Source organism: Dyadobacter sp. HNCC25DJ183 (assembly GCF_056895175.1).
In genome coordinates, this window is the sequence record NZ_JBXHAP010000004.1 from 364,277 (window position 1) to 379,040 (window position 14,764).

The 14,764-nt window shown below is 48.6% G+C and carries 12 protein-coding genes; 8 read left to right on the forward strand and 4 right to left on the reverse strand.

Features of this window, described 5'->3' with window-relative positions; all coding sequences use genetic code 11:
• The first annotated feature begins 7 nt into the window (after positions 1-7).
• The 3 genes from AC1XTG_RS12015 to AC1XTG_RS12025 all read left to right on the forward strand — a co-directional run bounded on the left by AC1XTG_RS12015 (position 8) and on the right by AC1XTG_RS12025 (position 1,216).
• Positions 8-397, forward strand: a complete 390-nt coding sequence (locus tag AC1XTG_RS12015; protein WP_056282078.1) for a response regulator — start codon at positions 8-10, stop codon at positions 395-397.
• Positions 398-731: 334 nt separating this feature from the next.
• Positions 732-920, forward strand: a complete 189-nt coding sequence (locus AC1XTG_RS12020; RefSeq protein WP_031529254.1) for a hypothetical protein — start codon at positions 732-734, stop codon at positions 918-920.
• A gap of 146 nt (positions 921-1,066) precedes the next feature.
• Entirely contained in the window at positions 1,067-1,216 is a 150-nt protein-coding gene (locus AC1XTG_RS12025; protein ID WP_200942727.1) for a hypothetical protein, read from the forward strand.
• Here the strand turns inward: AC1XTG_RS12025 and AC1XTG_RS12030 are convergent, their stop codons facing one another.
• The 4 genes from AC1XTG_RS12030 to AC1XTG_RS12045 form a co-directional block, all read right to left on the reverse strand.
• The gene (locus tag AC1XTG_RS12030) at positions 1,217-1,918 is read right to left on the reverse strand and encodes an L-ribulose-5-phosphate 4-epimerase (RefSeq protein WP_056282075.1); all 702 of its coding nucleotides are present in this window, start codon (positions 1,916-1,918) and stop codon (positions 1,217-1,219) included.
• Positions 1,919-1,924: 6 nt separating this feature from the next.
• Positions 1,925-3,415, reverse strand: a complete 1,491-nt coding sequence (araA, locus tag AC1XTG_RS12035) for an L-arabinose isomerase (protein WP_484842167.1) — start codon at positions 3,413-3,415, stop codon at positions 1,925-1,927.
• Between the two features lie 35 nt (positions 3,416-3,450).
• A complete protein-coding gene (locus AC1XTG_RS12040) occupies positions 3,451-5,118 on the reverse strand; it encodes a ribulokinase (protein WP_484842168.1) in 1,668 nt (555 codons plus the stop codon).
• Between the two features lie 185 nt (positions 5,119-5,303).
• Positions 5,304-6,014 (reverse strand): NUDIX hydrolase, encoded by a 711-nt coding sequence (locus tag AC1XTG_RS12045; protein ID WP_484842169.1) that lies wholly within the window; start codon positions 6,012-6,014, stop codon positions 5,304-5,306.
• A gap of 216 nt (positions 6,015-6,230) precedes the next feature.
• Here AC1XTG_RS12045 and AC1XTG_RS12050 point away from each other — a divergent pair, with 216 nt between their 5' ends.
• From AC1XTG_RS12050 to AC1XTG_RS12070, 5 genes are all read left to right on the forward strand, one after another.
• A complete protein-coding gene (locus AC1XTG_RS12050; protein WP_484842170.1) occupies positions 6,231-6,815 on the forward strand; it encodes a sigma-70 family RNA polymerase sigma factor in 585 nt (194 codons plus the stop codon).
• A gap of 72 nt (positions 6,816-6,887) precedes the next feature.
• Positions 6,888-7,904 (forward strand): FecR family protein, encoded by a 1,017-nt coding sequence (locus AC1XTG_RS12055; protein ID WP_484842171.1) that lies wholly within the window; start codon positions 6,888-6,890, stop codon positions 7,902-7,904.
• Positions 7,905-8,053: 149 nt separating this feature from the next.
• A complete protein-coding gene (locus AC1XTG_RS12060) occupies positions 8,054-11,653 on the forward strand; it encodes a TonB-dependent receptor (protein WP_484842172.1) in 3,600 nt (1,199 codons plus the stop codon).
• A 28-nt stretch (positions 11,654-11,681) separates the two neighbouring features.
• Positions 11,682-13,418, forward strand: coding sequence for a RagB/SusD family nutrient uptake outer membrane protein (locus AC1XTG_RS12065; RefSeq protein ID WP_484842173.1), 1,737 nt, complete (start codon positions 11,682-11,684; stop codon positions 13,416-13,418).
• A gap of 36 nt (positions 13,419-13,454) precedes the next feature.
• Entirely contained in the window at positions 13,455-14,684 is a 1,230-nt protein-coding gene (locus AC1XTG_RS12070) for a purple acid phosphatase family protein (RefSeq protein WP_484842174.1), read from the forward strand.
• The last annotated feature ends 80 nt before the right edge of the window (positions 14,685-14,764 follow it).

Below are 14,764 nucleotides of genomic sequence, written 5' to 3' on the forward strand. Positions count from 1 at the left end.
AGGCGGTATGAAGTCACTTCTCAACTTCTTCTTAATAGACGACAGCGCCTTTGATCTTTTCATTTACGAAAAGCTGCTGATCAAAAGCGGTATCACCGATTCGGTCAAAACGTTCAATTCAGCTCGCGAAGCGCTCAAATTTCTCCTGCACGAGGGCAGCACAATTCCCGACACGATTATCCTGCTCGATCTGCAAATGCCTGATATGAATGGGTTTGAATTCATCGACGAATTTGAAAACCTGCCTGACCACCTCCGTTCCAAGATCCGGATCTTCATGCTTTCGTCTACGATAGATACCCGCGACATTGAAAAAGTAAAAGCCAGCCCGTACATCATTGATCTTCTTCCCAAGCCGCTTGAAGTAACCTTCCTCAGAAAAAAGCTGGCAATCTGATTTAGTAAGGTGGCCGGGTATCCTGGCAAGCTCTTTGCTATTCTTCCATCATTTTCAGGACAAGCAGACGCACTCAATACCATACATCAGGTTGCGTCTCCCGCGGAATTTTCTGATTCCCGCATTTACTCAAATTGTCCTAAAATGTAACAATCCCCTCATTTGCGCATTTACCTTTAAATTCTGCTATCGACCGGTAACACTATTTGTATGGTATTTATATGATCTACGATATAATTATTTAAATATATTAAGAAATAAACAATGTTCGGGAACACGTTTGTAGCAATGGATCTCAGTGTTTATTGTAAACCTTAACATCCAAACATTTTCAATGAAAACCGATAGCAAGACCCTGTCTGAGATTTTGAAGTTGCACGCTGAATACGTAAAAGAGGTTGAGTTCAGCGGCATCAAACCATTGTCAATGGAAATTTACAAAACCAACTCCCACAATTTTGTTCGCTGGATCAAGGATGAATTCAATCCAGGAAGCAAGTTGCGTAAGGAAGTTGCTGGCTAAGAAGAAATTACACTCAACGTTTAGAATAAAGTCTTGAACCGCAAGATATTAGGCTGCCGGATCCAAAAACGATCCGGCAGTTTTTTTATAGCTTATTCTTTGGTAAGTTTGGTTATCACTTATTAAGCTCGTTAGCAAGACTCCAAATGTTTTTAGCACTCTATAATATTCTCAAAGGCCGGTTTTCAAAAGAAGCCATTGAAGAAGCAAAATCCAACCAGAAGGGAATGTCCCGGCAGGAAGCGTTACAACAAATGCGCAAGATCGCCAGCAAGAAAATAGAGAAGAAAAACTAACTACTCCTGCCCGTAATAGGCATTTTTTCCGTGCTTTCTGAAATAATGCTTGTCAATGAGGCTCTGCTTGATTGTACCCGCCAGCGGGTTGATCTGCAAAGTAAGGTATGCCATTCGCGCAATTTCTTCCAGTACTACTGAATTGTATACTGCCTTGGCAGGGTCCTTACCCCACGTAAATGGCCCGTGGCAAGCAACCAGAACCATTTCCACCTCTTCATAACTGAGCCCGTTCCGGGCAAAAAGATCAAGTATCTGGTTGCCCGTTTCCAGTTCGTAATTCCCCTGGATCATCTCGTCGGACATTACTTCTGTAACCGGAACTGCGGCGGTCAGGTGATCGGCGTGGGTGGTACCCAGGTTGGGAATGGGCTTCATAGCCTGCGCCCACGCAACCGCGTAAGTGGAATGCGTGTGACAAACCCCGCCTATTTCCGGAAAACTTTTGTACAGCAAAGTATGAGTCCTGGTATCCGAAGAGGGACGCATACTACCTTCGATCACTACGTTATCCAGGTCTACAATTACGATATCCTCCACTTTCAGCCGATGATAAGGTACCCCGCTGGGCTTGATCGCCACGACGCCTTCCGCCCTGTCGATACCACTTACATTTCCGAAGGTCACAATCGCCAGTTCCTCTTTGGGGATCTCCATATTGGCCTCGTAAACCTGCTCTTTGAGATAGGTGTATTTTGACATAATTAATTATTTATAGCTGGCTTCACTCCACCGCAACTCGTTTTTGAGCTGCCGCAGGTTTGTGTTTTGATCAATGACCACCAGCTCAACGCCAGCCATTTCCGCGAAGGTTTCAATGTGGCTGACAGTCAGGTTCTGGCTGTAAACCGTGTGGTGTGCGCCGCCAGCATAAATCCACGCGGCACAGCCCGTTTGCATATCAGGCTGCGGCTTCCACAATGCCCGCGCCACAGGCAACCTGGGCAGCGCTTCGCTGACTTCCACCGCCTCTACTTCATTGACCAGGATCCGGAACCGGTTACCCAGATCGATTAGTGACACGTTGAGCGCCGGCCCGGCAGGCGCATTGAAAACGAGCCGGACAGGATCCTCCTTCCCTCCTATCCCCAATGCATGAATTTCACAGGATACCTTACCTGCTGCAATGCTGGGGCATATTTCGAGCATGTGAGAGCCTAATACCAGCTGATTGGCCGGATCAAAGTGGTAAGTATAATCTTCCATAAAGGAGTTACCACCGCTGAGCCCACTTGCCATTACTTTCAGCGCGCGCACCATTGCTGCCGTTTTCCAGTCACCCTCGCCTGCGTAACCAAAACCCGCCGCCATCATCCGCTGCGAGCCGATCCCCGGCAGCTGCTTCATGCCATGCAGATCTTCGAAAGTATTGGTGTATCCCTTGAAATTTCCATCTTTCAAAAAGTAATGTAACCCAAGCTCAATGCGGGCTGCATCGCGCAGCGAACCGTGGCGGCCCGCATTCAATTTTAATGCATCGGCCAGCTCGTAAGTATCCTCGTATTCAGCAACAAGCCTGCTCACTTCCTGGTCTTCGACCCCGTTGATCACCTGTACCAGGTCGCCTACTGCATACGTATTGACAGAAAATCCGAATTTCATTTCCGCAGCTACCTTATCACCGTCTGTTACGGCAACCTGGCGCATATTATCTCCGAAGCGGACAAACCTGGCCCCTTGCATATCGTGCCACGCAGCAGCTACGCGCGCCCAGTCGCCGATGTTGTCCAAAACCTCCGGCTGCTGCCAGTGACCAACGACCACTTTCCTGTTCAGCCGCATACGCGTCATCATAAAACCGAACTCGCGGTCACCATGGGCCGATTGGTTGAGGTTCATGAAATCCATGTCGATACTCGCCCAGGGTATGTCCTGGTTGTACTGTGTATGTAAATGCAGCAGCGGTTTTTGAAGGATCTGTAATCCCCTTATCCACATTTTGGCAGGTGAAAAAGTGTGCATCCAGGCCACCAGCCCAATGCAGGCTGCTGTGCTGTTTGCTTCCTGCATAATCTGGTAAATCTCCTCTGGAGACTTCACTACCGGTTTGAAAACTACTCTCACGGGGATCGCAGCGGCTTCGTCAAAAGATTTGGCCAGGATACGGGAATGGTCGTCGACCTGCCGGAGCGTATCTTCTCCATACAAATGCTGGCTTCCCGTGACAAACCAGATTTCGAATTGTTTTAAATCAAGCATCAAGTGGCTGGTAAAATGGCTGTAAGGTGAGTTGATTACCCCGCGATCGCAGGTTCTTTTTGTATCAGGAAATCGTTTTCGATGAATGCGCCGGCTGTGAGGTATTTTTCGTAAAGTACCTGGTACACCTGCGACTCATTTTCTCTCGGATGGTAGACTGCGTCAAAGCCTGGGTTCATGGCCTGTTGCGCCTCCTGTAATGTGGGGTAAATGCCCGATGCAACCGCCGCGAACATAGCTGCCCCCAACGCACAAGCCTGCTCAGAAGCGGCTACTTTGATCGGCATATTAAGTACGTCAGCGAGTGTTTGCATGACAAATGCAGACTTTTTAGCCACTCCTCCGATTGCAATAACCTGATTTATCGGAACACCCTCGTTTCTGAACCGCTCTACAATGCTCTTGGAACCAAATGCAGTAGCTTCTACCAGCGCCTTAAAAACCCGCGCGCTGTCGCTTGCAAGATTAAGGCCGAGTATCCCCCCTTTCAGGGTATGTTTCGCATCAGGAGTACGCCGACCGTTGAGCCAGTCGATCGCCACAATGTCCGTTTCTGTGACAGGTAACTCCGACGCCAGCTTTGAAAGGTGCGGAATCAGATTTTTTAATAATTCCCGGGCAGATTCTTCTCCAAGCAATGCACGTACGGGTTCTACGATCAGCTTTGCAAACCAGGCATAAATGTCGCCGAATGCAGACTGTCCTGCTTCCATTCCCAGCATACCCGGGATAATGGACCCGTCGACCTGCCCGCAAATGCCTTTGATAAGCAAATGCCCCGCTTCTTCGCTTGGCGCAATGAGCATATCGCAGGTGGAGGTACCTATTACTTTGCACAGCGAATAAGGCTCGATCAATGCACCCACTGCACCCATGTGTGCGTCAAATGCACCCACGCCGATGATCGTATCTGTGGGAATACCAAAACGCTGTGCCCATTTTTCCGAAATGGTACCCATCGGTTTCTCCGAAGTTTCAGTAGAGTCAAACAGCCGGTCGCGAAGTCCGTCGAGCAGTGGATCAAGTTCTCTGAGAAATGCATTGGGCGGCAAACCGTCGAAATCCTGGTGCCACAATGCTTTATGCCCGGCCGCGCACCGGGACCTTTTCAGGCGGAGCGGATCAGTAATTCCTGTGAGTTCCGCAGAAATCCAGTCACAATGTTCCACCCACGAAAACGCTTTATCGCGCACTTGCTGATCGGCCCTGAGCGTATGCAGGATTTTGGCCCAGAACCATTCGGAAGAATATATTCCGCCGACATATCTGGTATAATCCTCGGTCCAGCTGCGCGCCAGCCTGTTAATTTCATCTGCTTCTGCATTCGCAGTATGGTCTTTCCAGAGAATAAACATCCCATTGGGATTATCTTCCATGCCCGGGAGCATAGCGAGCGGCGTTCCCGTTTGATCCACCGCAACCGGCGTGGAGCCAGTAGTATCGATCGAAATACCACGAACAGCCGCCCTGGCCTCAGCCGGCGCCTGGTCCAGTGCCGCTAGCACGGCACTTTCCATACTTTCCAGGTAGTCCAGCGGGTGCTGCCTGAACTGCGAGCGCGAAGGATCGCAATACTTACCTTGTTTCCAGCGGACATATTCATGCACTGCAGTGCCCGCCTGCTTCCCCGAATGCGCATCCACTACCAGCGCGCGCACCGAGTCGGTCCCAAAGTCAATTCCAATTACATAATCTTGTTTCATATAAACGGTTTAGGATAATTCAGAGCAATAAGGCAGTATTATTTAATTTATCAGCTAACAAATATAAATAAATTTGTTTCTGGTGTACTATTGACACAATTCAATTTTGAATGAGTGAATGATAGAATGAATGAATAATCGAATCGTATTTTACTCATTCACTCATTCACTCATTCACTCATTCTTCAAACCTCAACCTCTTTCATCGAATCAGGCATGAAGTTCCAGAACGAATGGAATTTGGCTCTGTACTTGTCCGTGTCGAGCTTGTATAGGGTTGCTTTTTTTGTAGCGCTGTTGTTGTTTTTGTCGCCCGTGTCGATCAGTAAGCCGGTTGACAGCAGCTTGCGACTGAAATTCCGGCGGTCAATGGGGATATTGTAGATCGCTTCGTAAAGCTTTTGCAGCTGAGGAATAGTAAAACGCTCAGGCAGGAGCTCGAAGCCGATCGGATGCAATGCCGCTTTGTATTTGAGGTGTTCAATCGCGCGGACGACCATTTGTTCGTGGTCAAAGATCAGCTTAGGGCGATTTTCCAGCACAATCCAAGATGCATTGTGGTTTTTCACTGCTTCCGAATCGTGGTCATCGATCTTGATCAATGCGAAAAAAACAACTGAAACCGTCCGTTCACCCGGGTCGCGGCTTACTTTCCCGAAAGTTTCCAGCTGCTCCACATAGATGTTTTTAAGTCCGGTCAGGTTGTAGAGAATGCGCGCTGCACCTTCCGATAAGTCCTCGTCGTGATTGACAAACCCGCCCATCAGGGACCATTTTCCTTTTTCCGGTTCGAAATTTCTTTTAATAAGCAGCAGCTTGATGTCTTTTCCGTCGAAACCGAAAATGATGCAGTCAATGGCCACGAGAATGCGCGCGGCCTGCGGGTAATTTTTCATGGGCTGGATTATGGAGGTAATGCTCTTTCCTTAACAATCATAAATATTAACCGTAAAAGGATCGTATTCGCCTTGCACGTGTTAATTTTTAGTTAACAAAGTAAAAAAAAGGAAGAGATTACTTAATCTGCTCAAACAGGTCGTAATAAATTTATTTCCGAATTTTGCAAACCTTCCCAACTGAGTTATAGTCAGACTTCCCAGGCGATCTTCATTATGAACCACATTTACACGAGCTGTTCCGATGAAAATATCCTTGCGCTCATCCGCGAGCAGGATGACGAGCTTGCATTTGAAGCGCTTTACAGCCGTTATTTCAAAACGCTGTTCAACTATGCTTACAGCAAGGTAAACGATCAGTTTGCCGCTCAGGAGATCATTCAGGAGCTGTTTGTAAACTTGTGGCAGCAGCGCAGGAACCTGAATGCAACCTGCTGCCGGTCTCTTCTATTTACCATTACCAAAAGGCAGATTATTTCTTTTTACCGGAAAGAGTACACCCGTCTTCGCCACTACGATCAATGGAAAGCAGAACGGATCGAAGTAGATGATACGACCGACCAGCCGGTGTTGTTAGCCGATCTTCAGAACAGGTATGAAGAGGGATTGCACCTGCTTCCGGCCAAATGCCAGGAAGTGTTCGTCCTCAGCCGCCAGGGTTTTGCCAATAAGCAGATCGGTGAGCGGCTCGCCATTTCTGAAAAGACCGTTGAGGCACATATCACCCGCGCACTACGGGTTTTAAGGTCACATTTAAAAGAGCATATCATCTCGGCATTGATTGCCTCTATTATCTTTTAAAATATTTTTCAGGACTGACTAAGGGTTGCGTTTCCGGCGCGCGACTTCCTGGTATAAACCATTAGTCCAGAAATGAAGCCAGCCGGTATCCCTCCTTCCCTACTCCAGAAGTACCTGACAGACGAATGTACAGAAGCCGAAAAGGCGCAGGTGGAAGCCTGGTACGAATCCCTGCGTGGTAGCGGCGAATACCTTGACACGCTGCCGGAAGAAGATCAGCAGGCTTTGCAGGATACCACTTTGCACGAAATCAAAAATCGCCTCCAACCCGAGGAAGAAGAAGCGCCGCGCAGGCTGAACCTGGGCTGGCTGATCGGAATTGCTGCTTCCATATTGCTGGCGATAGGCATTTACTTCCAGTACCCTGTCAAACAACAGGAAGGCGAACCAGAGATCGCCGCCGAGTTCCACGAGCAGTCGCTTCAACTGACTACTTTTAAAAATAACGAGAAACGCATTGTTATGCACCGGCTGCCCGACAATAGCTCGGTATCCATGCATCCCGGCGCCGTTATCACCTATCCGCAGCAGTTTGAAGCAAAGCGGCGGGCTGTTACCTTTTCGGGAGAAGGCTTTTTTGACATTCAGAAAAATCCCTCCAAACCATTCTACATAGAAAGCGGCAAGCTGGTGATCCGTGTGCTTGGTACGAGTTTCAATGTCAGGGCGCCCGTTTCCACGGAAGTGTTTCAGGTGGATGTCGTCACAGGAAGTGTGTCGGTACTGGCTAAAAATACGGGCGGTAGTTCTCAGCAGGTCATTCTTAAACCGCAGGAACAGGCACTCTTTGAGCTTGCTTCGGGCAAGCTGACGGCGCGCCCAATCGCTATTCCGTCGCGAAAACCCATTTACGAACCAGTTACAATTGTTTTTGAAGAAACCCCGGTAAACCAGGTGATAGACCAGCTTGAAAAGCGCTTCAAGGTGAATATCAGCCTCGCGAACCCGGGAGTTGCCCGATGCAGCGTCACTGCGAACTTCGAGTCGCAGCCGCTGAGCAGTATCCTTGAAATGCTTTGTACCACCCTGGATGCCAGCTATGTACTTTCCGGAGAAAACATCACCATTAATGCGATGCCATGTGACTAGCCTGTAAAAAAGACCCGCTCTTAGCCCACATTAAAAAAACCGAAGGTGTACCACCACCTCCGGTTCAAGATCCCATCCTTTCTTCTCGTACCACCGATCAAAAGGATGTTTTTTATCCAACAGTGCCTAACCATCAGACAATCAAAATTATGCAAAAAACAGTACGTAACAAGCCGCTCAATTGGCGAAAGATCATGCGCATTGGACTGCTTCAATGGATTATCGTCACCGTTCTTGCCGGTGGCAGTTACGCGAAAGAGACTACGGCTCAATCGCTGCTAAGTAAAGACGTGACACTCAGCCTCAAAAACGTGTCATTGAAAGAAGCCCTGAACCGGATTCAGGAAAAGGCCAATACCCAGTTTGTTTACAGCAGCCGCGTCTCTGTGCGCGAACAGGTGACGATCGACGTGAAGAACCAAAAGCTCTCACGGGTACTCGACCAGCTGCTGACCCCGCGCGGGATTGAGTATAAGGTGATCAACGAGCAGATTGTTTTGGCAAAAACGAAAGCAACCCGCGAGGAATCGCATATCATCGAACTCGAAGAAAGACTCGATCAATACGTACGGCCACTGGACATTACGGTGAAGGGTTCTGTGACTGCGTCAGACGCGCAGGGGACATTGCCCGGTGTCAGCGTGGTTTTGAAAGGTAGTACACAAGGCACAACGACCGACAATGACGGAAGATTTACACTCACAGTACCCAATCCTGAATCTGTGCTGGTGTTCAGCTTTGTGGGTTACATCTCACAGGAGGTCGTAGTAGGAAACCGCTCGGAGGTAAATGTAACCATGAAATCGGATGACAAAGCATTGTCGGAAGTGGTGGTGGTGGGTTATGGTACCCAAAAACGCGTGAACCTGACCGGCGCTGTGAGCCAGGTGACTTCGAAAGATCTGGAAAACAGGCCGCTTAATAATATGTCGCAGATCCTGCAGGGAATGGTGCCCAACCTGAACATTACATTCAGCACGGGCCAGCCCGGATCGGGCGGTAACCTCAATGTGCGTGGCGAAACTTCCATTAACGGCGGCGGACCGCTTGTACTGATCGACGGGATACCGGGCGATATCAACCGGATCAACCCGGGTGACGTGGAGTCTGTTTCTGTTTTGAAAGATGCGGCAGCTTCGGCGATCTATGGTGCGCGCGGTGCATTCGGGGTAATCCTGGTTACGACCAAAACAGCCAAAAGCGGCAAAACGAGCGTTTCTTACAGCAACAACTTCGGGTGGGGAAAACCCACGGTAAGTACTGACTTCCTGACAAACGGATACGAGCATACCATGCTCAACGACGAAGCTTTCAAACGTGCCACCGGCAATACTTACACGCGCTACTCGGAAGAAGATTATGCCGAGTTGGAAAAGAGAAGGTATGATAAAACCGAAAACCCGGAGCGCCCGTGGACTGTGGTGAAGAATGTAAATGGCAAAGACATTTACAACTACTATGGTAACTACGACTGGTGGAACACGGTTTTCGACATGAGAGAGCCTTCAATGCAGCACAACCTTAACCTATCGGGAGGAACGGAGAAGGTCAATTATTTCCTGTCGGGTTCGGCTTTTCAAAAGGATGGAATTATGCGGATCAATACCGACCGCTTCAATTCCTATACTTTGCGGACCAAGGTGAATGCGCAGCTTACTCCCTGGCTGAAAGTGAGCAACAACACCCAGTATTTTGACTCAAAATATAAATATCCGGGGTTGGAAGGCGGTGCAAATTCCAATTTTGTGGCTATAACTGTGCATGCAATGCCTGCTTATGCACCGCGAAATCCTGACGGAACTGCTACTTATAATACATTGAAAAACAACTACTCTATTGGTGACGGGCTGTTTGCAAATTTGCTGAAAGGCGCAGCGGGCGGCGAAAAGAAAGTGCATGAGCTGACGACCATCAATACGGTAACCATGGATTTTACCAAAAACTGGAACCTCGTTGCCAATCACTCCTACTCTTTCTATATCGCCGACGATTGGTACCGTTCTGCAGTGGCGCAATATTCCATTCAGCCTGGCATTCTGACCCCGGTTCCGAATTACAACACAGACCAGATGAAGAAGACTTTCTGGTTTGACCCGATGAATGTAACGAACCTGTATACTTCCTACAACAAGACTTTGGGCAAGCATTACCTCGCGGGAACAATGGGGATGAACTACGAAAACAAGAAACACCAGCGGTTGTTTGGCGCGCGCAAAAACCTGCTTTCAGAAAGTCTCAACGACCTGGATCTCGGAACCGGCGAGCAGCTGACAGAAGGCGGATCTTACCAATACTCGCTATTCGGTGCATTCTTCCGGGTGAATTATGATTATATGGGCAAGTACCTTCTGGAAGTGAATGGACGCTATGACGGCACTTCGCGTTTTGGAGAAGGACGGCGTTACGGATTCTTTCCTTCTTTTTCAGCAGGTTGGAGGATCAGTGAAGAAAAGTTCTTTGAGCCTGTGCGGGACGTAGTTACGAACTTAAAGATCAGGGCTTCTTACGGAACATTGGGTAATCAGCTTCCTTCAAACAATAACTCTTCTAGCTACTATCCCTACATTTCTACAATGCCCACTTCTTTGTCGTCGTGGATGACAAACGGACAGAAACTGAACTACGTAAACAATCCAAATCCGATCTCGTCCAACCTGACCTGGGAAAAGGCAACTACGTCTAACATTGGTATCGATGCCGATCTCTGGCAGAACAAGCTGAACCTGTCATTTGACGCTTACATCAGGAAAACGACGGATATGCTGATCCCGGGAAAAGTACTTCCGGCGGTTTACGGAGCCACGGTTCCGACCCAGAATGCAGGCGACCTGGAAACGCGGGGATTTGAACTGTCGATCAACTGGCGCGACCAGTTTAAGCTGGCCGGGAAATCGTTTTCTTATAATGCGTCCTTTATTTTGTCTGACTACAAAGCCAAGATTACCAAATTTGATAACCCGAATAAAATCCTGTCAAACCGCTACGTCGGTCAGACAATCGGTGAAATGTGGGGATACTCGATTGATGGTTTTTTCAAAACAAATGAGGAAGCGCAAGCCTATACCGTCGATCAGACTCTCGTAAACAAGCAGCGTTTGAGCGCGCCGGGCGAATGGAGCAAGCTGCAAGCGGGCGATCTGAAATTCATCGACGTAAATGGCGACGGCAAAATTTCAGAAGGAGCGAATACATTGGCTGATCACGGTGATTTGAAAATCATTGGAAATACAAGTCCGAGATTCCGTTACGGAATCAACTTAGGCGCATCCTGGGGCGGTTTCGACTTCTCTGCATTGGCGCAGGGTATAATTCGTAAAAACTGGTACCCGGGTGCGAATGCGGATAAGTTCTGGGGACCTTACTCCCGCCCGTACTATTCTTTTATTCCAAGAGAATTTGAAAAGGATGTCTGGACACCTGAAAACCAGGATGCTTACTTCCCTATCCTGCGCGGCTATACTGCATTGAATGGCGGCGGCGACCTGAATGCGAGAAATGACCGGTACGTGCAGAATGTGGGTTACCTCAGGTTGAAAAACGTGGTGATCGGCTACACCATTCCTGCCAGCATTACCAGGAAAGTGCGCATTCCGAATGCCCGGATCTATATCAGCGGTGAGAACCTGCTGACCTACACGCCACTCAGAACAAAGTACATCGACCCGGAACAATTTGACGGCGACAGTACCAACGGGCGGACTTACCCGCTTGCAAAAACGTATTCTGCTGGTTTGAGCATCAATTTCTAACGCGGTCCAAAAAATTCAAAATACTGATATGAAAAAGTTAATCGCCATTATAGTCCTCAGTATCGGGCTGGCTTCTTGTGACCTGAACCGGCTTCCCATGGATGCCATTTCTCCCGAGACTTTCTTTAACACCGAAAATGACGTTTTGCTTTACACCAACTCCTTTTACAATATGCTGCCCGGCGCAGAGGATGTGTACAATGAGGATGTAGACAACGTGGTGAAAAATAACCTGCGCGACGAGTTACAAGGTACGCGCATTGTGCCTACGAGCGGCGGCGGGTGGTCTTGGGGAAGTTTGAGAAATATCAACTACTTCCTGGCCAACTCCGGTAAATGTCAGGACAAGAATGCGGTAGCCAAATACAATGGGATCGCCCGTTTTTTCCGTGCTTATTTTTACTTCAATATGGTAAAAAGGTTTGGCGATGTACCCTGGTATTCAGCCACGATCGAGGTGGAAGACGAAGAAATGCTCACCAAAGCACGTGACCCGCGCACCTTGGTCATGGACTCGGTAATGGCCGACCTCGAATATGCTACCCTTGCCCTTGGCGGCACTACGACCAGGCAGGTGAATACGATTACCAAGTGGACGGTACTTGCATTGAAATCGCGCATTGGCCTTTATGAAGGCACATTCAGAAAGTACCACACCGAGTTCAACCTGCCTGATTCGGACAAATTCCTTGACGCCAGCATTGCTGCTTCACAGGAATTGATGACCAACAGCGGATATTCTATTTACAAGGCCACGCCCGAGACTGCCTACCTTAAACTGTTCTCAGCCGATAATGCGATTGCCGATGAAATAATCCTTGCCCGTGATTTTAGTGATGAATTGCAGGTGTACCACAACCTGAACTACTACACAATGACGGCTTCTTACGGCAAGCCGGGTTTGGAGAAAAAGCTGGTCAACAGCTACCTGATGAAAGACGGATCGCGATTTACCGACATCAAAGGTTACGAGACCATGCAGTTTTTTGAAGAAACCCAAAACCGTGATCCGCGCCTGTCGCAGACGATCCGCACGCCGGGTTACACGCGCATTGGTGAAACTGCCAGGCTTGTTCCCGAGTTTGGCGCTACTGTCACGGGTTACCAGCTGATCAAGTTCGTATCGGAACCTAAATGGGACACATTCAACAAGGATATTACAGATATGCCGATTTTCAGGTATGCCGAAGTGCTGTTGAACTATGCCGAAGCAAAGGCGGAAAAAGGTACGCTGACGCAGGAAGATCTTGAAATGTCTACCAGGCTTACCCGGGAACGCGTGGGCATGCCGAACATTAATATGGTGAATGCAAATGCAAAACCGGACCCTTACCAGGCACAGATGTACACCAATCTGAGCGGTAAAAATGCGGGTGTGCTCCTGGAAATTCGTCGGGAGAGAAGAGTAGAACTGGTGATGGAGAACTTCCTTCGCTGGGACGATATTGTCCGCTGGAAAGAAGGTCAGCTTTTGACCGAACAATTCAAGGGAATGTACTTCCCTGGTCCCGGCAACTATGATCTTGACAAAAACGGAAAGGTAGATCTCGTGATTTATGAAGGTACAAAACCCGTAGTTCCAGGGGCGCAGCTGCTGAAACTAGGCAGCGAGATCCTGCTCGAAAACGGGAACAAGGGTGGTAACATCGTTGTAAACGGACATATTACCAAGAAGTTTAATGAAAGCAGGGACTATCTTTACCCGATCCCGAAACAGGAGCGGCTACTGAATACCAACCTGACGCAAAACCCGAACTGGGAGTAAGATACCAAAACGACTATTCCTAAACTTTTAACATTTATGCTTTCAGACAGAAGATCCTTCCTTGAGAAAATGTCCCGGATCGGCGCATTGAGCTTACTTCCGCTCAGTGCTTCACAGGCAGCAATGGCGGCAGGCGACAATGCGGCAGAAGAAAAGAACCATTTTGTTGCGGGCCCGTACCTGCAAAATATGGGCACCGACGAATTGACGATCATGTGGATCACGCACAAAAATTGTTTCAGCTGGGTGGAGTACGGTGCGGGCACCTACACCAGCATGCGCGAATTTGGCTACACCAATGGGTTAATAGAAGCTAACAACCGCATCAACAAGATTACACTCAGGAATCTCAAACCCGGGACCGAACATAAGTACAAGATTGTATCCACGGAGATAACGGGCTACAAAGGTTCAAAGGTGGAATTTGGCGAGACAATTTCGAGTGCGCTGCTGAGCTTTAAAACGCCGGCCGAGAATGAGGAAGAATTCAAGATGGTTATTTTCAACGACATTCACGACCGTCCCCAAATCATCCCTCAGCTGCTTTATCGTCACGGCTACACGGGCAACACGCGTGACTATGATTTTGTGGTTTTCAATGGCGACTGCTTCGACTGGGTTTCCGAAGAGCAGCAAATGATAGATCACCTGATCAAACCCTGCGTGGATATCTTTGCTACCGAACTGCCTTTTATTTTGACACAGGGTAACCACGAATGCCGCGGCAGTTTTTCGCGTCACATTCCTGACTATTATGCTTATCCCGAAAACAAATACTATTACGCATTCACCCGCGGACCGGTGCGGTTTGTCGTACTCGATTCAGGGGAAGATAAGGCTGACGATGCAGTGGATTATGGCGGATTGATCGCATTTGACCGCTACCGCGAAACGCAGAAGAAGTGGCTGGAAAAAGAAGTGGAATCTGCGGAATTTAAAAAGGCTGATTTCCGCGTTGTACTGATCCACATTTCACCTTACCATTCCGGGGAGTGGCATGGTACGCTGCATTGTCGCCAGGTTTTTGGGCCGGTTTTGAACAAAGCCAAAATCGATTTACAAATATCCGGTCACACACACCGCTACATGACGCACGAGCCAGACGCCGACCACAATTTCCCGATCGTCATAGGCGGCGGCCCATTGGAAGGCAAGCGCACATTAATCAAGTTGCACGCCACGAAAAAGCAGTTAGACTTGAAAATGATCCGAGACGACGGCGAGGTTGTAGGGAAGTTTTTGATTGCGAGAAAAGGGAAAAGTTAACACCTTTGTCGCCTTGCCAAAGCTTTGTCACCGTGAAAGTACAGTGCTTTGTCACCCTGAAAGTACCTTTGTCACCCTGA